Below are 22,266 nucleotides of genomic sequence, written 5' to 3'. Positions count from 1 at the left end.
AACATATCAATCACCGCTTAAATAATTGATAAACAAACAGTAATAACATTTTAGCAACAGCGGCCCCGATAAATACAGAGAGGTAGGACCAGCTATAATTGATGCTGATAGGCACAATTGATTAATGGATATTAAACAGTACAGTTTTTTGTTTTTATAGCTTATATCATACAAAGGACTTATATGAATAACTAAATAGCGATATTTACATTAAACAGTAAAGGAATAAAAGAAAATCAGATTAAGCCATAACGGCAACCAGGCTGAACATTGTTTGAGCCAATTTTTTATCGCCATGTATTGTTGCTTGCTGTATTGCTATTTCCGGCTTTATGCCTTTGGTAAATAGCTTCCACGCAGTATCAGGAGTAATAGTAATAGCAGCATCCGCACTCTTGCCTGGTGCTTGTTGAATTAATTTCCAGCCGGAAGTATTTTTCTGCAAATACCAGTTGCCGCCGGCATCGGTACTTATCGTAATGGTAACCAAAGCGCCCAATTTTCCGGGTGTATTACGATAAGCGTGGGGTAGTCCCCTCATGAAAGTATCTATACAAGGATAAAAAAGTTCACGGTTCATAATACCCGGTTTGTTAACCGCATCACGTATCTGTTGCTGATGGTGCCATTTTTCGGTGTATTGCCTGGCAATATCAAACCAGTTTTCTGAATGCTCCTCTCCCGCCCATGAAACCGCATAATTTGCAGAGTCAAACGGATTCAGCGAAGTCAGGTAATCCTCGTAAGGTTTACCTGTGGATTGCAGCAGGTCTATCAATTGCTGGGGGCTAATCCTGTCCATTGCCTTTACCCAAACAGCATTTAACTCGTTAAGGTAAGTTACCAGGTCCTGGTAGGACTGAATATTTTCAGGCGGTTTGCCGCTGTAATTATTTGCTGTAGCTATTGAACGCATATTGGTATCCAGCAAATGGGCAGCAATATCTTTTACAGTCCACAATGGCGAAATGGTGGGTTTGTTCCAATCCTCCTCATTAAGCGACTTCAGCAGGTCAATCAGTAAATTATTTAAGATTCCGAAAAGATGAACCGTCTGAATAGGAACAGGTCTATCCATAGCACAAAACAAAATCGATACTTAACTTAAGCCGAGTGCACAAACACGCGCCATTTAATATCAGCCCCGGCTTTACCCAGCGTTGCCGCAACCGAACAATATTTATTAAGCGACAATTCAGCAGCTTTTACCGCCTTATCCTCATCAATATTACCGTACAAATGAAATTCGATATTGATATCTTTCCACAATGATGGCTCTTTGCCCGCCTCACGATCACCATGCACCACCATTTTGTAGTCTTTGATCTCCTGGCGCTGCTTTTTTAAAATGGCGATCACATCAATGGCAGAGCACCCGGCAAGCCCCATAAGCAACATTTGCATAGGGCGAACGCCAAAATCCCAGCCACCGCTTTCAGGGCTGCTGTCCATTCTTACCACATGTCCGTTTTCATCTTTGGCTTCAAAGCCAAAATCGCCTTTTACGCGGGATAATTCTATTTTAGGCATATATTTCTTGTAACAATGAAGCTAAGATAATACTTTACCGGGATGAAAGTTTAACTTGGATGTAATATTCGCAACGCCATTATGAAACATTTTCTTTTCATCTTTCTAATGTTCTCCACGCTGAGCGGGTTCAGCCAAAAGGGGCTGATCTCCTACGAAGACATTAAATACTTATTAAACAACAACATACATTATGCGGACACCTTTTTAGTGGCAAAAGGATATACCATCACTAAAAAAGATAATGGCACAAAAAACAGGAAGTATAACATAATTATGCAGGGTGGCACCCAAAACACTATTTCTCTTCGTGCGGATGGCAAACGCCTTTTTATTGAAATAGAAACCAACGAAGTGAATCAATACAACCTGGTCAGAGAGTCCGTTTCGCAATACCTTATCAAAGACGGTATGGTAGCCGATATTCAGTCATACGCAGTAAAAGAACTTGGTAATATTTATATTTCCATAACTGATACCGTGCCTTATGATGCCTTAAAAAAAGACTATGATATACAAATTGTTGGTGATAAGCACATCACCGCTTACAACTAGACAGGCCAGCATTCGCTATAATTTAAACTACTTTAACCACCCTGTCTTTAACAGGGATCACCAGTTTTAAGCCCGACCATGTTTCATCTACAGCGCAAACTTTAACATCAACAAGCCCTGTTTGCAAGGCATAGTCCCGGATAACATCTTCATTAACGTCCGTAACAACTTTTGATGCTTTTTTTGGCCAGGATATCCATATAGATCCGTTTTGCTTTATTTGTTCTTTAATAACCGGCAGCATATTAAAGTATTCGCCTTTTTCCCTTGTGAAAAAATGGATTACATCCTGCTTTAAAGTTTCATCCACATTTACCAGCACATCATCCGGAAAATCGGTAAACAGCCTGAAGTAATGATCAGGCGCGTTAATTAACATGATGTTAAACCCAGGCTTAAGCCCAAGCTTTTTTGCCAGCGGCGTGCCTGAATATCCTGGTGTTTGTTTTAATCCCGCTTCCATTGCAACAGGTAAGTTAAATTTGTTTACACGTAACTTGTTTCAAGTGATGCTTCATGTGTTCTACATAATCCACTGCAAGCCAATCAACAGTATATAAACGTACTGTGGTTTTATTAATATCGCACTTAGCCTGCAGGCGTTCTTGCGGATAATTTAACAACACCCTGGCTATTTGCAGGTTTAACAATTTCCACAAGTCTAATAACTCGTTAATGTCTGCATCCTGATAATGCTGCGCGTTAACCCACTCATCCTGTTCATAGGTCAGTTTAAAATTCTCTTCATAAGTACAACGCACAAAACGCTGCAGGTTGACCTGGGCACTATCAATTAAATGACCGATAATTTGTTTTTTTGACCACCTATCCGGATCCGGTTTGCTGGCCCAGTCAATTGCATTCCAATCGGCAGCATATAACTCATTAACAACTTCCGTTAGCTTTTGTATTGTGTCAACCATTGTAAATTTTATTTTATGCCCGGGGAAATCAAATGGGTTTAAAAATCATTTTAAAGATGGTTATAAGCATTTAATTATCAAAAAAGTTTATCTTCAAACCTTTGAAAATTTTATATGGCCCTTAATTATATCTGGATTGCATTTTTCCTGATCGCCTTTGTGATAGCGTTGATAAGGCTGGTATTTTTCGGAGATACGGAGATTTTTTCGCACCTCGTTAATGCAATATTCACTTCGTCCAAGTCGTCTGTGATGGAAATTGCGTTACCGCTGGCCGGTAATATGGCGTTTTGGCTGGGCATTATGAATATCGGTGAAAAGGCAGGTGCAATCAACTTTCTTTCGCGGCTGGTAGGCCCATTTTTCAGCCGCCTGTTTCCCGAGGTGCCAAAAAATCACCCGGCTACCGGGCAGGTATTAATGAGCTTCTCGGCAAATTTGTTAGGATTAGACAATGCAGCTACGCCGCTCGGACTTAAAGCGATAAACAGTTTACAGGATTTAAATAAAGACAAAGAAACCGCTTCAAACGCGCAAATAATGTACCTGGTGCTGCTTACCTCCGGCTTGCAGCTGCTGCCGGTTACTATAATAGCACAACGCGCCATCTTAAACGCAAAAGACCCAACAGACATTTTTATCCCCTGTATCATAGCGACATTTGTATCTGCCATCTCCGGCATGCTGCTGGTAGCCGTTAAACAAAAGATCAACCTATTCGATAAGGTCATCATAACGTGGCTTGGCGGGATAACCTGCTTTATAGTATTGCTGGTTTGGTATTTTACCGTATTTTTAACGAAGGGGCAAATTGGCCTGGTATCAAAAGTTGCCAGTAATTTAATGCTTTATTCCATCCCCGTGATATTCATAACCGGGGCGATGTACAAAAAGGTAAATGTTTTTGAAGGATTTATTGAGGGTGCAAAAAATGGTTTTGAAACTTCTGTTAAAATAATCCCGTACCTGGTGGCCATGTTGGTTGGCATTGCCGTTTTCAGGGCCTGCGGCGCTTTGGATTATATGAACGACGGGTTGCGTTGGATAATTACACAGCTTGGCCTGGACACGCGTTTTGTGGACGCCATGCCCGTAGCCTACATGAAACCATTAAGCGGATCGGGTTCAAAAGGGATGATGATAAATATAATGACCACCTATAAACCGGATAGTTTTGCAGGACGCCTGGCATGTATCTTCAACGGATCTGCCGACACTACTTTTTATATCGTCGCTTTATATTTTGGTTCCATTGGTATCAAAAAATCGCGCTATGCTATTCCTGCGGGCTTATTTGCTGATCTCGCCGGAATTATAGCTGCTATTTTTGTGGCCTATTTGTTCTTTGGATAACTATTGAAAAAAAGCAGGCCCGGAATATTCCGGGCCTGCTTCAATCACTCTAAAACAATCACCTCTATAATTAGAAGTATTTTTAATAATCGAAATGGTCGCATTTGACCAAATCAATTAATTAGTCAAATATATTAATAATGTTTGTGTCTGGTTTGCTCACTGTACTCTTTTGACGGCAAGGTGACAGTATCTCTATATAAATAAGGTTAATACATCAAGCCTTTTATAAATATATCAGCAAGTAACAGGCGTTTGGAACGGATCTCATCCAGGTGTTCCTTATTAGGGAACATTGCCTTTTTGTGCGGTAAGGATTTAACCCTTACCCCATGTAAGGCATCTAACAAAAGTTCAACAATTTCTGTAGGATTTTCAACGGGTTTAATATGTCCTTTTGCTGCTTCTGTTTTTATTGCGCCAACCAAAAGTTCAGTTTCTGATTCATGAACCTCTGAAACTATTTCCCAAATCATATCAGGTAAATTCTGTTCATTCAGCCTGAAGTAATCGAAAAAATTATAGTTGGTTACAATAAAATCATGTTGTGTATCTATCTGAAAAATAAAAGCTTCCTTCAAATTAGAAAATGTGTCCGTTTTTTCAGTAAGTTTTTTTAAATATTCGGACGCAATTTTACGCATAACTGCAACATATAGCTGGCTTTTATCCGGGAAATAATAATAAAGCAGCGCTTTTGACATGGAAAGATCGCCCGCTATTTCATTCATTGTGGTTTTTGAATAACCAAAATGTAAAAACCGGTGATAGGCAGCTTCTAAAATCTTCTCCTTTTTTACATCCTGCTGATCGGTAGCTGAAATCATTTTAAGTTGTTATATAATAGTTCACTTTGATAAGGTTAACCGGCCAAAACTAAATTCCTGACTTTTTTAACAAACTTATCAAATTTTCTAAATATATATACGATGCAATGGAAATGAATGATACATTATACTTACAATATTACGCAGTAATGATTAAGCCGGCTCCTGCCGTAGCTACCAGCACATCTTCAATTGCTCCAACATAGGGATCAAAGGCGTGGGTTTTCTGAACCGTGTATTTCCGAAGATAGTAACTGCCAAAGGTTGACCCGAGCGCAACAACTGAACCTAACAGCGCACCTGTAAGCGCATTGCTGCCTGCGGCCTTATAAATGCTCGCTCCAGCCAGTGAGCCGGCCAGGCACCTGCCAATAACGCCACCTGCCGCTATCCTGTTTGGCGCCTGTGGTAATTTGTCGCCAACTAACTCGCCCATCGCCAGGATCTTCATACCTAAAGCCACATTGCCAGACTGCATAAAATCCAACGGCGACTTTTTGAGTGTTTTTGATTGATGGTGACTTAAAATATGGCTGGCTATTGCAGGTGCGGACGTGGTACGCATGCCTGCGAGAATTCCCAGTCCTAAAACTTGCCAAAATGGTTTTGTAAGTTTCATATTGCTTTTACTGATTATTTTTCTCATGGCTGAATATTAAATGATTTGATTATAAATACAACAATCATTCCTAAAACAGAATTCCTTCGGGATTTTTCAATTTTTAAAATTCATAAATCAATATTCATAAATTTTTGTTGCTCTTGTTATAAATCTATCAACTATGAAAATACGTGAAAATAATACCCTCGGAGAGTTGGGAACAGCAATAGGCATTGGTTTACTTGCGGGATTGGCAGGTACAGCTGCTATTACCTTATCGCAGGCGATAGAGATGAAGATAACCAAAAGGGCGCCCAGCGAAGCACCTGTTAAGGTTGCAAAAGAAATTACCGGCATAAAACCTTCAAATGAAGCCGGAGAAGAAAAAGTGTCGCAGGAGATCCATTGGGCTTACGGGACTGCATGGGGCATAGCCCGGGGATTAATAGGCCTTACCGGGTTAAAGGGCCTGCCTGCTGCCGCCGTTCACTTCGCCAGCATTTGGGGTACGGCCATGGTTATGCTGCCCGCATTTAAAGCCAGCCCACCTGTTACTGAGCAGAAACCAAAGGCAATTGCCATTGATGCCCTGCATCATGCTGTTTATGCCCTGGCCGCGGGTGCCGCATATGATGCGCTTGATGCGGGTTCACGTAACCAAAGGCGTTTAAGTAAGATGCTTAACAAACTGGATAAATTAAAGGCCATTGGGAAAAATTTCAAATACGCCTAAAACGAAAAGGCCCTGATCTTTTGCAGATCAGGGTCTTTTCAATATAATTAGCTTAGCTGATTACTCAGCTGCTTTTTCTTCTGTATCAGCTGCTTTCTTTTTAGGAGCGGCTGCTTTTTTTGCTTTTGGAGCTTCTTCAGCTACTGCTGTTTCTTCAACGGCAGGTGCAGCCTCAGGTGCTTTTGCTTCAACAACTTTTTTCTCTGCTTTTACTTTTGGTGCAGGTGCTGCATCTTCTGCAACAACTTCAAGTTCAAAAGGCAAAACGGAAACGTATGAACGGTTATCTGCTTTCTTTTTAAAAGTAACAATACCTTCAGCTAATGCAAATAAGGTATGATCTCTGCCGATACCTACATTAAGGCCCGGATTGTGTTTGGTACCACGCTGACGAACGATGATGTTACCTGCAATTGCCGGCTGACCACCAAATATCTTGATACCTAAACGTTTGCTATGTGACTCGCGGCCGTTTCTGGAACTACCGGCCCCTTTTTTGTGTGCCATTTCTTAATATCTTTATGGAGCTATAACAGCCCCCGATTAAACTTTAATTATAATGTTATACCAGTGATCTCTATCTTGGTAAATTGCTGACGGTGACCGTTCTTCTTTTTGTAACCTTTTCTTCTTTTCTTTTTGAAGATAATTACTTTATCACCTTTTAAATGAGACACTATCTTAGCAGATACTTTAGCACTTTTTAAATCAGAACCTAATTTAAATTTACCTTCGTTTTCAGCTAACAATACGTTGTCAAATTCAATACTAGCGCCTTCTTCACCCTGTAACCTGTGTACAAAGATCTGCTGGTCTTTTGCAACTTTAAATTGCTGTCCGGCTATACTTACTATTGCGTACATTGTTTGTTAATTATTGTTTTAAAATTCGAGGTGCAAATATAGAATATTATTTCAGAAAAAGCAATGCTATTTAAATTACATTTTACACTGCGCCTTTAGCGCTTCCGTGTATTCGTTAGTAATTGGCTGTCCGCCAAGCTTTACACATTCATTATAGTACTTCCAGGCATTTGTACAGTCTTTACTATAAAAATAAGCCGCAGATAACTTAAATAACGTATTTTGATTGAATGGGTCAATTTTATAAGACTGATGGAATACTTCAATAGCTTTAACCAGATCAGCAGTACTGCGACTGTTCATATAGCCTGCCAGGTAAATAGTTGCTTTATCTGTTAATATGTTTGAGCTTTTAGGATTCAACAAAAGCCCTTTATCCAGCTGCCTTGAAGCCTCAGTTAAATCATTAAAACTAAAATATACAGCTGCATATCCCCAATAAGCATTTTCGTTTTTAGGGTCAAGCAGCCAAGCCTGGTTAAATCTCTTCATTGCGGTTTCCAGGTCGCCACGGTATAAATACGTAAATCCAAGTTTAACAAGGTGTTCTGAGCCCTTCCTACGAATTGTATCTTGTTTTAATACAGTTTCAATAAATTGCCGGTCTTCTTCTAATTGTTCCTTACTCTTTGATACGTTGCCGTATTCGGGCTGTAAATTAATTTGAGTTTCAGCTTTCTTTTTCCAGTCAGGGTAACTTATCTGCTGTGAAAAAGCCGGAGCGGTTATTAGAAGTAAAATAATAAAGGCAAAGTATTTCATAAGTTTTACTTTTTCTTTCTGTCTTCAGCATCGGCTAAAACATGTATAATTTCCTTTACCAGGTTTTCGTTAGCATCTTTCAGTCTTGGGTCGCCGTTAAATGATTCGTCAAACAACACCTTTTTGCTTTTACGCTGGTAATTAAATTCAATATAATAGCGCGTAGGTTTTACGCCTTTAAATGCCGCACTATCCCCGGTTTCGTTAGACGGAAAATCCCAAAAACCAAGGTCAGCTGCTTTCCGGTGCAAATAAAGCAGGTCGCTTTTAGGGAGCAGCAAGTTCATCTTCACCAATGAATCGCGTTTGTTTAGATATTGGTATTCACCTGTTTTTGAATTGTATTTATTTAAAAGGCTGTCACTTGTACCATACTGTATTACAAACGATTGGAATTCAGTGAACTTATAAGGCGCATTCTTTATCATCCGGCCATAATAATATATGCAATACATCAGGAACGGAACAACTATGGTTAAAATAAGGAATATTTTTTTTGCTTTGTCAGACATGTATATTTAATAATTTAAAAGTTAGCATAGTGTAATTTAAATTTTGTCAACAGGTTCGTTAAGTTCTCCCTCCCACTTGCTTACCACCGCTGTAGCCATTGCATTTCCTAGAACATTGGTTGCAGAACGCCCCATATCAAGCAGGGGATCAATCCCAATTATAAGTGCGAGGCCGGCTTCCGGAATATTGAACATGGGCAGGGTACCAGCAATAACTACCAGCGATGCACGCGGCACGCCCGCCACACCTTTACTGGTGAGCATTAATATCAACAGCATAGTTACCTGCTGACCAAGTGAAAGGTGCATATTATAAGCCTGCGCCAGGAACAGCGACGCAAAGGTCATATACATCATAGAGCCATCAAGGTTAAATGAATATCCCAGCGGCAAAACAAAGCTTACTATTTTATTATTGCAGCCGAAACGCTCCAGCTCGAGCAATACTTTTGGATATGCAGCCTCACTTGTTGATGTACTAAAGGCTATCAACATAGCATCTTTTATATTGCCGATTAAATTAAACACCCTTTTGCGCAGCACCACAAAACCAGCAAAAACTATCACCATCCAAAGCACGATCAGCGAAAAATAGAACTCGCCTATAAATATGGCATAGGTTGACAATATGCCTAGTCCCTGTTTTGCTATTATGGCCGTAATAGCGCCAAATACCGCTAAAGGGGCCAGCATCATCACATAGCCGGTTATTTTTAATATCACGTGCGCAATGGCGTCCATTGCTTTGATAACGATCTCGCCTTTTTCACCTATCGCGGCTGTGGCAATCCCGAAGAAGATAGAAAATACCACAATCTGAAGGATCTCGTTGTTTGTCATCGCTTCAAAAAAACTTCGCGGAAAGACATGATCCACAAAGTCCTTTAGTGAGATGCCGGTTTTTTTTATGCCTGTAGCCAAATGACTATCCGGCAGCGGCAAATGCATGGCTATACCGGGTTGAAACAGGTTAACCAGCAGCATCCCCAGTAACAAAGACACCAGCGTAGCGCTTAAAAACCAAAGCAGTGTTTTACCGCCAATGCGGCCAACAGCATTAACATCGCCCACTTTTGCCACTCCCACCACCAGGGTTGAGAATACCAGCGGGCCCACTATCATTTTTATCAGGTTAAGGAATATCTTGCTTAATATGGTAAAGCCCTCCAGCTTGTCTTCCCGCATATCATCAGCAGCTTTTCGAAGGGATATTTGGGCAGTACGATTTGATTTTAGCAGCTTAAAATCAGCCGACGTACTGTCTTTTAAATCAGCTAACCGGCCGTCAATAGCTTTAATAGAACTTTCGGCCGCGTTAATGCGGGTATTAATAGCATTAATTACGTACACGTTGTACAGGTAACCTGCTATAACCCCTAAAACCAGGGCAATAAAAATATAGAGCGTGAGTTTGCTTTTTTGCATAGCACTTATTGAGCCAGCAAAAGTAGTAAAATGTAGTGATTAGCAGTTAGCCATTACAGATTAGGTAACAAACGTTCAACGATTTGAATGATTATTTCCCGGCATTGTTCAATAATGCCTGATCCCTCATCTCCAACTGCTAATTTTCAAACTAAATCTTTTCTACTGTTACAGCAGTTCCGTAGGCCAAAACTTCGGTTACGCCCTGCATAACTTCATTTGCATCATAACGCATATTAATTACGGCATTAGCGCCATGTTGTTGTGCATGCTGGATCATTAACTGGTAAGCTTCTTCGCGGGCAGTTTCGCATAGTTCGGTGTAAACGGTGTTCCGGCCACCAAAAACGGTTTGCAATCCACCCATAAAATTACCGCCGATCCCACGTGAACGAACCGTTATTCCTCTTATAATACCCAGTTGCTGGGTTATCCTGTAGCCTTCCAGGTTTGTGCTTGTTGTAACTAACATATTTTTTGTTTTTATATTGGATGTTTATTGATTGGAATTGTTTCTAAAGATTACCTTTTTTTATTTCATTAACCGCATAATTTGCGGCGCGCGCTGTTATTGCCATAAAGGTGAGCGATGGGTTTTGCGTTCCCGTCGAGGTCATACAAGCACCATCTGTTACAAACACATTAGGACAGGTATGCAATTGGTTCCATTTATTTAATAGTGAGGTTTTAGGATCATGGCCCATCCGTACGCCGCCAACTTCGTGAATATCCAATCCCGGCGCCTGCTTGCTGTCATTGGCGCTGATGTCTTTGCAGCCGGCTTTTTCAAGCATTTCTGCGCCTTGCTGTAAAAAGTCTTTTAATGATTTTTCATCATTTTCATCGTAATCAACCGAAACTGTTAACAACGGAATTCCCCATTCATCTTTCTGATCCTGGCTTAAATAAACGCGGTTTGTTTCCTTCGGTATGGTTTCCCCCTGCATCATCATATAAATCCCCCAGTCGCCCGCCTCTGAAACTGCATCTTTGTATTCAGCTCCTATTTGCGGACCACCGGTTTGATGCCCCCACCCACCGCGTGTGGCCGTATAAAAAACCATGTATCCGCGTAAAAAATCAGTTTCCTGCTTATGTACATTTCTAAAATTAGGCATCATCACGGCAGTGGGTCGCCTGCCATAATAATACGAATCTTCATGTCCTTCCATTCGTGCTGATAAGGAGCCGCGATAATTCTGAAATGCAATGTATTTACCCAGCAGGCCATTATCGTTACCTAAACCGTTAGGAAAACGTGCCGATTTGGAATTGAGTAAAATTAAATTAGTATTTAATGCCGCAGCATTTACAAAAATTATTTTTGCGAAATACTCGGTGGCTTGTTTGGTATGCGCATCAATTACCCTGACGCCGGTTGCCTTTTTCTTTTTATCATCGTAAATAATGGAATGAACCACAGAATTGGGCAATATGGTAAGGTTTCCGGTTTTATTAGCCGTAGGCAAAGTAGATGAGTTGGAGCTGAAATACCCCCCGAAAGGACAGCCACGCTGACAAAGGTTGCGCGCCTGGCATTGCCCCCTGCCCTGCTCCAAATGCACTTCTTTAGGTTTGGTTAAATGTGCACAGCGGCCAATAATAACATTCCGGTCTTTATAGTTGTTCATTATTCGCTCCTGCATTACCTTCTCAACCACGTTCATCTCCCAGGGCGGCAAAAACTCCCCATCGGGCAGGGTGTCCAATCCATCATGGTTACCACTTATCCCGGCAAAACGTTCCACATAGCTGTACCAGGGATCCATATCTTCGTATCTGATCGGCCAGTCAACAGCAAAACCATCACGTGCCGGGCCCTCAAAATCATATTTACTCCAGCGTTGGGTTTGCCTTGCCCATAACAGCGATTTTCCGCCTACCTGGTAACCCCTGATCCAGTCGAAAGGCTTTTGCTGTATGTAGGGATGTTCCTGATCCTTTACAAAAAAATGATCGGTGCTTTCATCAAATGCATAACAACGATTAACTACCGGGTTTTCTTCTTTAACCTTTAAAGGAATGTCGCCATGGTGCTTAAAATCCCACGGGTTTTTAGTGGCGGTGGGGTAATCTTTTAAATGCACCACATTTTTACCACGCTCCAAAACCAATGTTTTTAAACCACCCTCACAAAGCTCTTTTGCCGCCCAGCCACCGCTGATACCGGAGCCGATAACAATAGCATCATAAGTGTGATCTGGTGTAGCTGTATAGTTAAAATCAGGTGAAGTCATAAATATTTGGTTATAATGGGATAGCTAAGATATGAATTTTGACATGCCGATCATCCAACCGGCCCAAACTTTCGCCTGCTTTTCGTATTTTTGTTGAAAGAGCTAAATCCGCGTCAACAATGCTTCAAATAAGTGAGTTATACATCTACCCCATAAAGTCGTTAGCCGGAATTAAGGTTAAAAATGCAAGAATTACCCCAACTGGTTTTGAACATGACAGGCGCTGGCTTTTAATTGACGAAAACAATGCTTTCCTCACCCAGCGGGAGCACCACCAAATGGCTTTGCTGCAGGTAACTATTAAAAATGATGGCTTACTGGTAACGCATAAAATCAATCAAAAATCAATCCCGGTGCCTTTTAACGACCCGAGTATTAAATACAGCGAAGTAACTGTAAGTATTTGGGATGATACCTGCAGGGCGCTATTGGTTAGTAATCATGCCGACAAATGGTTCACAGAAATGCTGGGTATAAACTGCCGGCTGGTTTATATGCCGGACGAAACGAAACGTGCTGTCGACCCGCGTTATGCCCCATCTGACGCAGTTACCTCATTTGCGGATGCCTACCCTTTTATGATGATAGGACAAGCGTCGCTGGATGACCTGAACAACCGGATGCCGGAAGCATTACCGATGAACAGGTTTAGGCCCAATATCGTTTTCACAGGTGGCGGCCCTTATGAAGAAGACCTTTATGCTCATTTTACCGTCGGCGGCATCAGTTTTTATGGCGTAAAGCTTTGCGCCCGTTGCGTGCTTACCACGGTAAACCAGGAAAACGCAAAAAAAGGGAAAGAGCCTTTAAAAACACTCGCCTCCTATCGTTTTAAAAACAACAAAATATTATTTGGGCAAAATTTAGTGCATGACGGTGAAGGCGAAATTGCTGTAGGTGATGAAATCAAGGTTTTTCAGAAGCACATTGAAGAACGGTTTTTTATATAATTTATGAAACAGCATATTGCTCATATCACATTACTGGTAAATGATTACGATGAGGCTATCAAGTTTTATACGGAAAAATTAAAGTTTGATTTGATTGAAGACACCCCTTTAAGCGAAACAAAAAGATGGGTACTTGTTGCGCCGAAAAATGCTAAAGAATGTTGCCTGGTATTGGCAAAAGCAGACAATGACAAACAACGGAATCATATCGGCAATCAAACCGGGGGACGTGTTGCATTGTTTTTATATACTGATGATTTTTGGCGAGATCATGCCCAAATGCTGGCTGAAAACATTAAATTCATTCGTGAGCCTCAGGCGGAACCATATGGCATTGTTGCTGTATTTGCAGACCTTTACGGAAACTTTTGGGATTTAATACAACCTAATACCTAAAATCAGTTTTGTACAGAAATATTTGCACATTAAATAAAACATTATCTTTACAATTGGTTGATGCCTTATCAACAGATAAAACAACACAAATTCTTTTACTTATCTTTGCAAGCGCTATTTTTAAATATGCTATCGAAAAAAACAAAGTATGCAATTAAGGCCCTGGTAGTGCTGGGGAAAAATGCCGATAAACCTCCAATGCAAATCTCAAAAATTGCTGAGGAAGAAAAAATTCCTAAAAAATTCCTGGAACAGATTCTTTTAGACTTGCGCAACGCAGGCTTTCTTTACAGTAAAAAGGGTGCGGGAGGCGGTTACAGTCTGAATAAAGACGCTAAGGATATTTACCTGGTACAAATAATGAGGATTACTGATGGCCCTATAGCCATGGTACCATGCGCCAGCCTCAACTTTTACCACAAATGCGATGAGTGTCACCAGGAAACCACCTGCGGCATTCGCGACGTGTTTATAGAAGTTAGGGATGCAACCGTAAAAATATTATCAGAAACAAGTATTGCGGATGTGATCAGTAGGGAAAGCACGCTGTTATTAAACGAATAAGCGTAACAAGCAAATAACATCGTCCGTCAATAAAATTACGAAACATTAAAAAGCCGATTCAGTTAATAGCTGAATCGGCTTTTTAATTACGGTAACCTGTATTCTCCTAAAAATGGAATGCCAGCTTAGTAAATATTCTCGTTCCATTGAAGCCCATTTGAACAGCATCGAATGGACCTCCAGATTCGCTATCGCCCCATGACGCTTGATGAGCGCCTTCAGTGACAGCTAAGTCCGGATGTACATTAAATATATTATCTACGCCGGCAGTCCATGATATTTGCTTAGTTATTTTATATGATACATATAAATCGGTGGTAGCTTTTCCGTGGAAAACAAAATTTTCGGGAACAACTCCTTTTCCGTTATCTAATTCCACATAAGGATCCCATCCATTGCCGGAGGCGGAGGTATTAGCGCCTCCGGGTCCGTCCGGATTTGCTCCGGGCACACTGTTATATCCAAAGCCCTGGGTAGTCAATTTACCAAAATATGTAATATGTGTACCAACCGCGAATTTATCGTATCCATATTCAAGACCTAACGAAAATTTCGCGTGAGGAGCTGATGCTGTTAAGAAAGCAGCTTCTCTTGTGCTGAAGTAAGCTTGTTGATGGGCATAAGTATCGTTCAACGCGGCAGGGATATTAATTTTGTCGATAGTTATATTCTGTATATTCCCGGCAAGTAACCCTGTGAACCTATTTTTCCCCCAGGACTTGTGGTAATCCAATACCATATCAAGGCCTGTATTGGTTGTATTAACAGCATTGGTAAAGAAGTTGGCGCTTTTTACGTTATTGTCTATCAAATAATTTTTTATTGCTGTTACTGTGGTATCAAAACTACCTGTAATCACTATCCTGTTCTTAATTTTAATAATGTAACCATCAACAGTAAAGTTAAAACCAGGGGCCGGTTTCCATGTAAACCCTAAACTCTCATTAATTGAAGTTTCCTGTGTAAGTTTAGGGATTCCCACCTGACGGGCGGCTTCCGAATAATTTGGAACCAATTTTGCGTAGACCAATTGACCGGCTATGATATTAGTATTGGTATTACTGAAATTCATTTGCTGTAAGGAGGGTGCCCTAAAACCTGTGCTAAATGAGCCTCTTAAATTAAAATTGTCAGTTACTTTGTAACGCGTTGCTAATTTCACTGTACTTACACCTCCAAAATCAGAATAGTGTTCAAATCGGGCAGCACCATCAACCAGCCATGCTTTAGTTACATCTAAAGAGCCCTCTATATAAGCTGCCTCATTTGTTCTATGAGATGTACTTGCATCAGTAGGTTGATAACCAGGGTATCCTTCAGAGCCAGATGCTTTGGCATCGCCATTAGCTAAGGCAACGCTACCATCGTCATTATATATTGTCGGTCCGGTGTAAAGTGCCCCGCCGTTTCTGTACGAATCCGGTTCACCTGCATATAATTTATACCTTTCATATCTAAATTCCGCACCAAATGATAGCGTTAACCCTTGAGCCACATGTGCAAAACGCTTAGTTACATCTAAATTGGCCGTATTTTGTAAAAAACTGAATCCTCCGTCATCAAACCTTGTTTTGGTTGATTGTTCTGGTAAAGGCAGGGAAGCATTAAAGGTGTCATTACCCCAATAATGAAAATCATTATATCCTATATTGTTGCTCAGGTCCCAATCCCAGCCGTCGCCGATAGTTCCTTTTAAACCCAATGCGTTAGACATGTCTTTTATGTAAACATCTTCCTGCGGATTGTAATATACATTAGCGGTATCTAATCCGCCTGGTGAAGGATCAAATACACGCATAATACCGGGTACAAATATTAAGTTACCATTTGCATCGGTAGGGAATTTTATGTGGTTGCTGGTACTGCTCCATCTGCGTGTCCATGCATATACATTTGAGTGTTTATAGTTGTAGCCGCCAAATGAATAAAAAGTAGTTTTGGTACCGGCAAGGGGAATTTCCATATTATACATTCCTCCGCCTGAGGTAACAGATCCATCGCCAAAAGCCCTTCTCCAGGCATCAACACTTAGAGCATTAGGGTTTGTGTCCCAATTTGTTTGCGGTACGGCTCTAAAAGTTTTACCCTGGCTCATAAAGTTGCCGCCAAAATTAATAAACCCGCCATTTTTGCCTATTAGCACTCCATAGTCCAACCCTAAAGTAAAAGTTTTACCATCAAGCTGCGAACCTGTGTAATATTGGCTTGGGTCAACATTGTTCAATGTATTATACTTATGGTCATAATAGCCACTACCACCGATATTAACATTCAAGTGGTTAACATCTTTTTTCAACACAAGATTAATAACACCTGCGATAGCATCAGAACCATATTGTGCTGACGCACCATCACGTAAAATCTCAACATGATCAATAGCAGCTTCTGGTATGGCATTTAAGTCGGTACCACTATTTCCCCTGCCACGGGTACCTACCTGATTCACAAAGGCAGATAAGTGACGCCGTTTACCGTTAACCAACACCAGTGTTTGGTCGAAGCCCAGACCACGCAAACTGGCAAAATCAATAGCGTCAGAACCGTCGCCCCCGCTTTGTTTATTATAATTGAATGATGGGACAGCCTGGTTTAACTGGCTCATCAAATCGGGCTTTGCAGTACTTGCGCTGACTGAATTTACACTTATCACATCTACAGGCACCGGCGAATCCATTTTGGTTCGCCCGCCGCCACGACTACCTACTACAATTACTTCTTTCAATGATTCAGAAGACGGATTAAGTTCAACATCTAATACTTTGCTTTCGCCATCCGCAAGCTGCACGTTCACGGTTTTCTTTTCAAAGCCAATGGCTGAAACCGTTACCTTGTAGATACCGGCTTTTAGCGCAAGGCTATATTTCCCATCACCATCGGTGGCGGTACCTGTTCCGGAAGGTGTGGCCTGTACACTAGATCCGGCGACAGGTTTGCCTGCGCCAGTAACAGTCCCGGTTATTTTTTGGGCAAAAATTGGGGAACAGAACAAAATAAATGCTCCCATGAGAAATAGGGGTACTTTTTGACTCATAGTTTTTTTGATTAGTGTTAATTTTGCGTTAATTATTTTGAAATTAAAAATAATCTTTGGAATTTTATCATAAAATCAAATAATTATTGGTTTTTATAGCACTTTATCAATCGAATTAGAATAAAAATAAAAGAATTGCATATTATTTAATTTAAAATAAAAATATTTTTCATAAAATATTAAAAATTCAACAATATTTTATTTCACTCATATACTTTTTTTATACAATTCTTGCTAAAAAGCAAAAAATACATTCTAACATCTAATATTTTATGGATAAAAATCAATTTTAAAATATCAATCGCTTAAAATTCCAGTATTTTTTAATTTTGAGGGCACTTTTTTTTAATATTTAGATGAGAACGCTGGACACAATTTGTATCAATATGGGCCATGCCGGCAATGTAATTTCATCGTCAAAATATTCTTTTTTTAAATAAATACGACAACTTCCGTATAGTATGTATATATTTGTCACTACGAAAAATGAAAACAACAATTTACAATTACTTTGAAGCCATAATGCACTGCCATATGTACGGCAATTAATTGAGGCTTTTCGCTATTTATATTTAAAATACAAGCCTCTTTAGCCAAAGCCAAAGAGGCCTTTTTATATTAAAAAACCAACAACGCATATGCAAAGCTTTCGTACCGAACTGGAAAACCCGATAGTTGAACAGGATATCATTGATCTTGAAAAAAAGATCAGGGCTTTTCGTGAGGGCAAGATCCACGACGAAAAATTCAGGAGCTTGCGTTTGGCAAGGGGTATTTATGGACAGCGGCAGCCGGGCGTTCAAATGATTAGAATTAAACTTCCTTTTGGTAAGGTAACCTTTAAACAACTGCTGCGCATTGCCGATATTTCTGATAAATACGCAAGCAGCAACCTGCATTTGACTACACGCCAGGATATCCAGGTACACTACGTAAGCCTGGACCGTACCCCGCAATTATGGGCCGAGCTGGAGCAGGACGATATCACCCTGCGCGAAGCCTGCGGAAACACGGTACGAAATGTTACCGCATCTCCTACCGCTGGTATTGACCCACTTGAGCCTTTTGACGTATCGCCTTACGCCCACGCCACTTTTGAGTATTTTTTACGCAACCCGGTTTGCCAGGAAATGGGTCGTAAGTTCAAAATTTCGTTTTCATCAAGCGATGCTGATACTGCCTTCTCTTATATACATGATATAGGTGTGATACCTAAGATAAATGACGCAGGTGAAAGAGGGTTTAAAGTTTTGCTTGGCGGTGGTTTAGGTGCACAGCCCTTACTGGCAAACATTGTTGAGGATTTTTTACCCGAAGATGAGCTGATCCCCTATATTGAGGCCATCATCCGCGTTTTTGACCGCTACGGCGAGCGCAACAACCGCAATAAGGCCCGCCTGAAATACCTGATCCAAAAAATTGGATTAACTGAGGTATTGTTACTAGCCGACGCAGAAAGAACGGCGCTTAAAGTAAAAAAATACACAGTAAACAGGGAAGCTTTAACGCTGCCTTTCATCCCGGCCGAAACAACTTTCGGGGACATTGTGATTGATAACCCATTTAGATATGAGCAGTGGCTGGCCACCAATGTATTTGAGCAAAAGCAAAACGGTTTTTACGGTGTTTATATAAAGGTGCCTGTCGGCGATATTCCGTCAGACAAGGCCCGCAAGCTGGTAGCCGTGCTTGAGCCACTGGTAGCTAACGAGATCCGCATAACGCAAAATCAGGGTCTATTGCTTAAATACGTTCGTAAAGAAGCATTGCCATTATTATATAAAGGGCTAACTGAACTGGACCTGTCCGCACCTGGCTTTGATAGCCTTGCTGATGTTACCACCTGCCCTGGTACCGATACCTGTAACCTGGGCATTTCTAACAGTATGACGCTTTCGCGTGTGCTGGAAGATGTGATCTATAATGAGTATGAAGACCTGATCTATAATAAAGAAATAAAAATTAAAATAAGCGGCTGCATGAATTCATGCGGGCAGCATGGTTTGGCACACATTGGCTTTCATGGCAGTTCACTTAAAGCAGGCGTAAAGGTATTACCGTCGGTACAGGTACTTTTAGGCGGAGGTACCGTTGGCGATGGCGTTGGCCGGGCTGCCGAAAAAGTAATTAAGGTGCCTGCCAAACGCGCCACCCATGTTTTAAGGGCCGTACTTAATGATTATCAGGCGAAAGCTTTACCGGATGAAACTTTCCATGCTTATTATGACCGGAACGGGAAGGATTATTTTTACCAGATGCTAAAACCACTGGCCGACCTTGCCACCCTTACCGATGACGAGTTTGTTGACTGGGGGCATCAGGAAACCTTTGCTACCGCAATTGGTGTGGGCGAATGCGCAGGTGTTGTTATTGACCTGGTAGCCACATTGCTTTACGAGTCTGAAGAGAAATTTGGATGGGCAAAAGATGCATTTGCCGATGGCCGCTGGGCTGATGCTATCTATCATGCTTACAATACCTTTGTAAGCTCCGCTAAAGCTTTATTACTCGACAAAAACATTAACACCAGTACACAAACAGGCGTTATAAAAGAATTTGATAACAACTACGTAAGCACAGGTGATATAAAACTGGCTGGAACGTTTAATGAGCTGGTTTTACAGATCAATAAAAACGAACCTTCTGAAAGCTTTGCAACAGTTTACGTACAGGCCGCCGGCGAATTTTTAAATACCGTTAAAATAAAAAGAGAGGAATTGGTACAATCATGATCACAACATCCACAGAAAAAAACATAAAAGAACCACGCATTACCCTAGTAGGTGCAGGCCCTGGCGATGCCGACCTGATAACGCTTAAAGGTGTTAAAGCACTGCAAACTGCCGATGTTGTTTTATACGATGCCCTGGTAAATGAAGAATTGCTTGATTTTGCACCTGCACATGCCACCCGCGTGTACGTAGGCAAACGCTCGGGCGATCATTCCTATTCGCAGAGTGCCGTTAATAAGCTAATGATTGACTATGCTATTAATTATGGCCACGTAGTACGCCTTAAAGGCGGCGACCCATTTGTTTTTGGGCGTGGATTTGAAGAACTGGATTATGCAGCCTCTTACAGTATCCCGGCGCAGGTTATCCCCGGTATCTCCAGCTCAATTGGAGTGCCCGGAATGCAGCAGATCCCGGTAACGCACCGTGGTTTAAGCGAAAGTTTTTGGGTAGTTACCGGCACCACTGCCAGCGGGAAAGTATCAGATGATGTTTACCAGGCTGCACGTACCAATGCTACCGTGGTTGTGTTAATGGGCATTCATAAACTGCAAGAAATTACCGCTATATTTAAAGCTGAAGGAAAAAATAAATTACCCGTCGCAGTAATTCAAAGCGGTACTACCAGGGATGAGAAAGTTGCCATTGGTATTGTAGATACGATTGTAGAAGTTGTGGAAGAAAAGAAGATCACTTCACCTGCGTTAATTATTTTTGGCGAAGTGGTATCTTTACATCCTGCGTTTCAACCTATAAAAGAATTTTATGACATTGTTGCCGAAGGATAGCAGTTTAACCATCAGTGATGAAAATACCAAGGATAACCCGTTGTTCCCCGTATTTTTAAAGCTGAATGATTTGCATACGGTAGTCATCGGTGGCGGCAACGTGGGTTTGGAGAAACTTACTGCCATTTTAAACAATAGCCCTGCTGCAACCGTGACTGTTATTGCCCTTGAAATTTTACCGCAGGTAAATGAACTGGCTGCTGAACATCCGGGCCTTACAATTATTCAAAAATCATTTGCAGACAATGATCTGGACAATGCCGACCTGGTGATTGCCGCAACCAACGATAGTGAATTAAACCATTTTATCCGGCAATCGGCACATGACCGTAAACTGCTGATCAACGTTGCAGACAAACCCGATCTGTGCGATTTTTACCTGGGATCCATTGTTCAAAAAGGGAACCTTAAAATAGCCATATCAACCAACGGTAAATCGCCAACTATTGCCAAACGACTGAAAGAAGTTTTATATGATGGGCTGCCTGATGAAATTGATATTACCTTACAGCAAATGAGCGATCTGCGGAATTCACTCAACGGCGACTTCGCTTATAAAGTACGTAAGCTAAATGAGGTAACTTCGGTATTGGTTGAACCCAAAGTGGCGGAGAAAAGAAATTTCATCTGGCTGCTATGGGGTGCCATCATCCTGTCTATTTTAATTGCGGTTACAGCATTATGGTATAATGAGCCCGCATTTAGAGCTTATGCGCAAACTATCACTAATGAGTTTTATTACTTTTTAGCGGCGGGTTTTGTATTTGCTATGATAGACGGCGCCATCGGCATGTCATACGGTGTTACCTCTACTTCGTTTTCATTGTCAATGGGCGTGCCACCGGCTTCCGCAAGCATGGGGGTACACTTATCCGAGATCATGAGCAACGGAATAGCCGGATGGATGCATTACCGGATGGGTAACATTAACTGGAAACTGTTCAAAATGTTGCTGATCCCGGGGATTATTGGTGCCGTAACCGGGGCTTACCTGCTATCGTCATTAGAGCATTACAGCCAGTACACCAAACCTTTTGTATCGGTTTATACCTTAATATTAGGTATTGTGATCCTTTCAAAAGCATTTAAAACGGGCGTAAAAAAATCATCCGAAAAAATAAAAAAAATTCCCCTGCTAGGTTTGGGCGGTGGTTTTATTGACGCAGTTGGCGGTGGCGGCTGGGGATCAATCGTGCTGTCAACGTTAATTGCGGGAGGTCGCCACCCACGCTTTTCACTAGGCACTGTAAAGCTCTCCCGTTTCTTTATAGCGCTAATGAGCTCAATAACGTTTATCACCATGCTAAACAGCAAGCATTGGGAGGCGGTTGCCGGTTTAGTTATTGGCAGCGCAATAGCCTCGCCTATAGCGGCTAAGATCTCCAACCGGATTTCGGCTAAAGCTATCATGATGGCGGTAGGCGTTATAGTGATATTAATAAGTGTAAAAAGTATTATAGCCTTTACAACAAAGATTTTATAAG

At 41.3% G+C, this 22,266-nt stretch carries 23 protein-coding genes; 9 read left to right on the top strand and 14 right to left on the bottom strand.

The features are described from left to right. Positions 1–241 precede the first annotated feature (241 nt). Together MuYL_RS12335 and MuYL_RS12330 are read right to left on the bottom strand one after the other, a co-directional pair. Entirely contained in the window at positions 242–1,078 is an 837-nt protein-coding gene (locus MuYL_RS12335) for a maleylpyruvate isomerase N-terminal domain-containing protein (protein ID WP_094570867.1), read from the bottom strand. A 26-nt stretch (positions 1,079–1,104) separates the two neighbouring features. After that, positions 1,105–1,530: an OsmC family protein gene (locus tag MuYL_RS12330; RefSeq protein WP_094570866.1), complete on the bottom strand. Its 426-nt coding sequence runs from the start codon at positions 1,528–1,530 to the stop codon at positions 1,105–1,107. Between the two features lie 81 nt (positions 1,531–1,611). On the opposite strand from MuYL_RS12330, the gene MuYL_RS12325 reads away from it, so the two are divergent. Then, on the top strand, positions 1,612–2,085 hold the full coding sequence (locus MuYL_RS12325) for a hypothetical protein (RefSeq protein WP_157740822.1): 474 nt from the start codon (positions 1,612–1,614) through the stop codon (positions 2,083–2,085). Between the two features lie 22 nt (positions 2,086–2,107). Here MuYL_RS12325 and MuYL_RS12320 read toward each other — a convergent pair whose 3' ends face one another. Beyond that, positions 2,108–2,548, bottom strand: a complete 441-nt coding sequence (locus MuYL_RS12320; protein WP_094570864.1) for a DUF3052 family protein — start codon at positions 2,546–2,548, stop codon at positions 2,108–2,110. 13 nt (positions 2,549–2,561) lie between these two features. Continuing rightward, positions 2,562–3,008, bottom strand: a complete 447-nt coding sequence (locus MuYL_RS12315; RefSeq protein WP_094570863.1) for a DinB family protein — start codon at positions 3,006–3,008, stop codon at positions 2,562–2,564. A 114-nt stretch (positions 3,009–3,122) separates the two neighbouring features. Between MuYL_RS12315 and MuYL_RS12310 the strand changes: the two genes are divergently transcribed. Then, positions 3,123–4,361, top strand: a complete 1,239-nt coding sequence (locus tag MuYL_RS12310) for a nucleoside recognition domain-containing protein (RefSeq protein WP_094570862.1) — start codon at positions 3,123–3,125, stop codon at positions 4,359–4,361. 209 nt (positions 4,362–4,570) lie between these two features. Here the strand turns inward: MuYL_RS12310 and MuYL_RS12305 are convergent, their stop codons facing one another. Next, on the bottom strand, positions 4,571–5,188 hold the full coding sequence (locus MuYL_RS12305; protein ID WP_094570861.1) for a TetR/AcrR family transcriptional regulator: 618 nt from the start codon (positions 5,186–5,188) through the stop codon (positions 4,571–4,573). A gap of 139 nt (positions 5,189–5,327) precedes the next feature. Continuing rightward, positions 5,328–5,834: a DUF4126 family protein gene (locus tag MuYL_RS12300; RefSeq protein ID WP_094570860.1), complete on the bottom strand. Its 507-nt coding sequence runs from the start codon at positions 5,832–5,834 to the stop codon at positions 5,328–5,330. 136 nt (positions 5,835–5,970) lie between these two features. On the opposite strand from MuYL_RS12300, the gene MuYL_RS12295 reads away from it, so the two are divergent. Then, positions 5,971–6,522 (top strand): hypothetical protein, encoded by a 552-nt coding sequence (locus MuYL_RS12295; RefSeq protein ID WP_094570859.1) that lies wholly within the window; start codon positions 5,971–5,973, stop codon positions 6,520–6,522. A 60-nt stretch (positions 6,523–6,582) separates the two neighbouring features. Here MuYL_RS12295 and rpmA read toward each other — a convergent pair whose 3' ends face one another. The 7 genes from rpmA to MuYL_RS12260 form a co-directional block, all read right to left on the bottom strand. Next, a complete protein-coding gene (gene rpmA, locus MuYL_RS12290; RefSeq protein ID WP_094570858.1) occupies positions 6,583–7,029 on the bottom strand; it encodes a 50S ribosomal protein L27 in 447 nt (148 codons plus the stop codon). 47 nt (positions 7,030–7,076) lie between these two features. Further along, a complete protein-coding gene (rplU, locus tag MuYL_RS12285; RefSeq protein WP_073400446.1) occupies positions 7,077–7,385 on the bottom strand; it encodes a 50S ribosomal protein L21 in 309 nt (102 codons plus the stop codon). Between the two features lie 75 nt (positions 7,386–7,460). After that, positions 7,461–8,147, bottom strand: coding sequence for a tetratricopeptide repeat protein (locus MuYL_RS12280; RefSeq protein WP_094570857.1), 687 nt, complete (start codon positions 8,145–8,147; stop codon positions 7,461–7,463). 5 nt (positions 8,148–8,152) lie between these two features. Next, positions 8,153–8,659 carry a hypothetical protein gene (locus MuYL_RS12275; RefSeq protein WP_170309749.1) on the bottom strand — a complete coding sequence of 169 codons (507 nt, stop codon included), beginning with the start codon at positions 8,657–8,659 and terminating at the stop codon, positions 8,153–8,155. Positions 8,660–8,695: 36 nt separating this feature from the next. Then, entirely contained in the window at positions 8,696–10,084 is a 1,389-nt protein-coding gene (locus MuYL_RS12270) for a dicarboxylate/amino acid:cation symporter (protein ID WP_094570856.1), read from the bottom strand. A 151-nt stretch (positions 10,085–10,235) separates the two neighbouring features. Beyond that, positions 10,236–10,556, bottom strand: a complete 321-nt coding sequence (locus MuYL_RS12265) for a YbjQ family protein (protein ID WP_094570855.1) — start codon at positions 10,554–10,556, stop codon at positions 10,236–10,238. A gap of 43 nt (positions 10,557–10,599) precedes the next feature. Next, complete coding sequence (locus MuYL_RS12260; protein ID WP_094570854.1) at positions 10,600–12,321, bottom strand: GMC oxidoreductase; 1,722 nt, start codon at positions 12,319–12,321, stop codon at positions 10,600–10,602. Between the two features lie 119 nt (positions 12,322–12,440). Here MuYL_RS12260 and MuYL_RS12255 point away from each other — a divergent pair, with 119 nt between their 5' ends. The 3 genes from MuYL_RS12255 to MuYL_RS12245 all read left to right on the top strand — a co-directional run bounded on the left by MuYL_RS12255 (position 12,441) and on the right by MuYL_RS12245 (position 14,231). Beyond that, positions 12,441–13,271: an MOSC domain-containing protein gene (locus tag MuYL_RS12255; RefSeq protein WP_094570853.1), complete on the top strand. Its 831-nt coding sequence runs from the start codon at positions 12,441–12,443 to the stop codon at positions 13,269–13,271. Positions 13,272–13,274: 3 nt separating this feature from the next. Next, positions 13,275–13,667: a VOC family protein gene (locus MuYL_RS12250; RefSeq protein WP_094570852.1), complete on the top strand. Its 393-nt coding sequence runs from the start codon at positions 13,275–13,277 to the stop codon at positions 13,665–13,667. A gap of 126 nt (positions 13,668–13,793) precedes the next feature. Then, positions 13,794–14,231, top strand: coding sequence for an RrF2 family transcriptional regulator (locus MuYL_RS12245; RefSeq protein ID WP_094572925.1), 438 nt, complete (start codon positions 13,794–13,796; stop codon positions 14,229–14,231). A gap of 106 nt (positions 14,232–14,337) precedes the next feature. Here MuYL_RS12245 and MuYL_RS12240 read toward each other — a convergent pair whose 3' ends face one another. Further along, the gene (locus MuYL_RS12240; protein ID WP_211710135.1) at positions 14,338–17,235 is read right to left on the bottom strand and encodes a TonB-dependent receptor; all 2,898 of its coding nucleotides are present in this window, start codon (positions 17,233–17,235) and stop codon (positions 14,338–14,340) included. 665 nt (positions 17,236–17,900) lie between these two features. Between MuYL_RS12240 and MuYL_RS12235 the strand changes: the two genes are divergently transcribed. Genes MuYL_RS12235 through MuYL_RS12225 form a run of 3 tightly spaced genes read left to right on the top strand, consistent with a single transcriptional unit; the run spans position 17,901 to position 22,265 of the window. Continuing rightward, positions 17,901–19,994 carry a HEPN domain-containing protein gene (locus tag MuYL_RS12235; protein WP_094570850.1) on the top strand — a complete coding sequence of 698 codons (2,094 nt, stop codon included), beginning with the start codon at positions 17,901–17,903 and terminating at the stop codon, positions 19,992–19,994. Then, positions 19,991–20,782 carry a uroporphyrinogen-III C-methyltransferase gene (gene cobA, locus MuYL_RS12230; RefSeq protein ID WP_094570849.1) on the top strand — a complete coding sequence of 264 codons (792 nt, stop codon included), beginning with the start codon at positions 19,991–19,993 and terminating at the stop codon, positions 20,780–20,782. The genes MuYL_RS12235 and cobA overlap by 4 nt, the downstream gene beginning before the upstream one ends. After that, positions 20,760–22,265, top strand: a complete 1,506-nt coding sequence (locus MuYL_RS12225; protein WP_094570848.1) for a TSUP family transporter — start codon at positions 20,760–20,762, stop codon at positions 22,263–22,265. Before cobA ends, MuYL_RS12225 begins: the two co-directional genes overlap by 23 nt. Position 22,266: the final 1 nt, after the last annotated feature.

The sequence above is a fragment of the Mucilaginibacter xinganensis genome (assembly GCF_002257585.1).
In the GTDB taxonomy this organism is placed as follows: Bacteria; Bacteroidota; Bacteroidia; order Sphingobacteriales; family Sphingobacteriaceae; genus Mucilaginibacter; species Mucilaginibacter xinganensis.
The sequence above is the reverse complement of the archived record's forward strand: the minus strand, read 5'-3'. Positions and strand labels throughout refer to the sequence as shown.

Excerpts from the sequence above, each read along its gene's own strand:
- MuYL_RS12280 (WP_094570857.1), bottom strand. The coding sequence starts at position 8,147 with ATGAAATACTTTGCCTTTATTATTTTACTTCTAATAACCGCTCCGGCT.
- MuYL_RS12235 (WP_094570850.1), top strand. The coding sequence starts at position 17,901 with ATGCAAAGCTTTCGTACCGAACTGGAAAACCCGATAGTTGAACAGGAT.
- MuYL_RS12260 (WP_094570854.1), bottom strand. The coding sequence starts at position 12,321 with ATGACTTCACCTGATTTTAACTATACAGCTACACCAGATCACACTTAT.
- rplU (WP_073400446.1), bottom strand. The coding sequence starts at position 7,385 with ATGTACGCAATAGTAAGTATAGCCGGACAGCAATTTAAAGTTGCAAAA.
- MuYL_RS12305 (WP_094570861.1), bottom strand. The coding sequence starts at position 5,188 with ATGATTTCAGCTACCGATCAGCAGGATGTAAAAAAGGAGAAGATTTTA.
- MuYL_RS12275 (WP_170309749.1), bottom strand. The coding sequence starts at position 8,659 with ATGTCTGACAAAGCAAAAAAAATATTCCTTATTTTAACCATAGTTGTT.
- MuYL_RS12240 (WP_211710135.1), bottom strand. The coding sequence starts at position 17,235 with ATGGGAGCATTTATTTTGTTCTGTTCCCCAATTTTTGCCCAAAAAATA.
- MuYL_RS12300 (WP_094570860.1), bottom strand. The coding sequence starts at position 5,834 with ATGAGAAAAATAATCAGTAAAAGCAATATGAAACTTACAAAACCATTT.
- MuYL_RS12335 (WP_094570867.1), bottom strand. The coding sequence starts at position 1,078 with ATGGATAGACCTGTTCCTATTCAGACGGTTCATCTTTTCGGAATCTTA.
- MuYL_RS12325 (WP_157740822.1), top strand. The coding sequence starts at position 1,612 with ATGAAACATTTTCTTTTCATCTTTCTAATGTTCTCCACGCTGAGCGGG.
- MuYL_RS12250 (WP_094570852.1), top strand. The coding sequence starts at position 13,275 with ATGAAACAGCATATTGCTCATATCACATTACTGGTAAATGATTACGAT.
- MuYL_RS12330 (WP_094570866.1), bottom strand. The coding sequence starts at position 1,530 with ATGCCTAAAATAGAATTATCCCGCGTAAAAGGCGATTTTGGCTTTGAA.
- MuYL_RS12295 (WP_094570859.1), top strand. The coding sequence starts at position 5,971 with ATGAAAATACGTGAAAATAATACCCTCGGAGAGTTGGGAACAGCAATA.
- MuYL_RS12310 (WP_094570862.1), top strand. The coding sequence starts at position 3,123 with ATGGCCCTTAATTATATCTGGATTGCATTTTTCCTGATCGCCTTTGTG.
- MuYL_RS12255 (WP_094570853.1), top strand. The coding sequence starts at position 12,441 with ATGCTTCAAATAAGTGAGTTATACATCTACCCCATAAAGTCGTTAGCC.
- MuYL_RS12270 (WP_094570856.1), bottom strand. The coding sequence starts at position 10,084 with ATGCAAAAAAGCAAACTCACGCTCTATATTTTTATTGCCCTGGTTTTA.
- MuYL_RS12265 (WP_094570855.1), bottom strand. The coding sequence starts at position 10,556 with ATGTTAGTTACAACAAGCACAAACCTGGAAGGCTACAGGATAACCCAG.
- MuYL_RS12315 (WP_094570863.1), bottom strand. The coding sequence starts at position 3,008 with ATGGTTGACACAATACAAAAGCTAACGGAAGTTGTTAATGAGTTATAT.
- cobA (WP_094570849.1), top strand. The coding sequence starts at position 19,991 with ATGATCACAACATCCACAGAAAAAAACATAAAAGAACCACGCATTACC.
- MuYL_RS12245 (WP_094572925.1), top strand. The coding sequence starts at position 13,794 with ATGCTATCGAAAAAAACAAAGTATGCAATTAAGGCCCTGGTAGTGCTG.
- MuYL_RS12225 (WP_094570848.1), top strand. The coding sequence starts at position 20,760 with ATGACATTGTTGCCGAAGGATAGCAGTTTAACCATCAGTGATGAAAAT.
- rpmA (WP_094570858.1), bottom strand. The coding sequence starts at position 7,029 with ATGGCACACAAAAAAGGGGCCGGTAGTTCCAGAAACGGCCGCGAGTCA.
- MuYL_RS12320 (WP_094570864.1), bottom strand. The coding sequence starts at position 2,548 with ATGGAAGCGGGATTAAAACAAACACCAGGATATTCAGGCACGCCGCTG.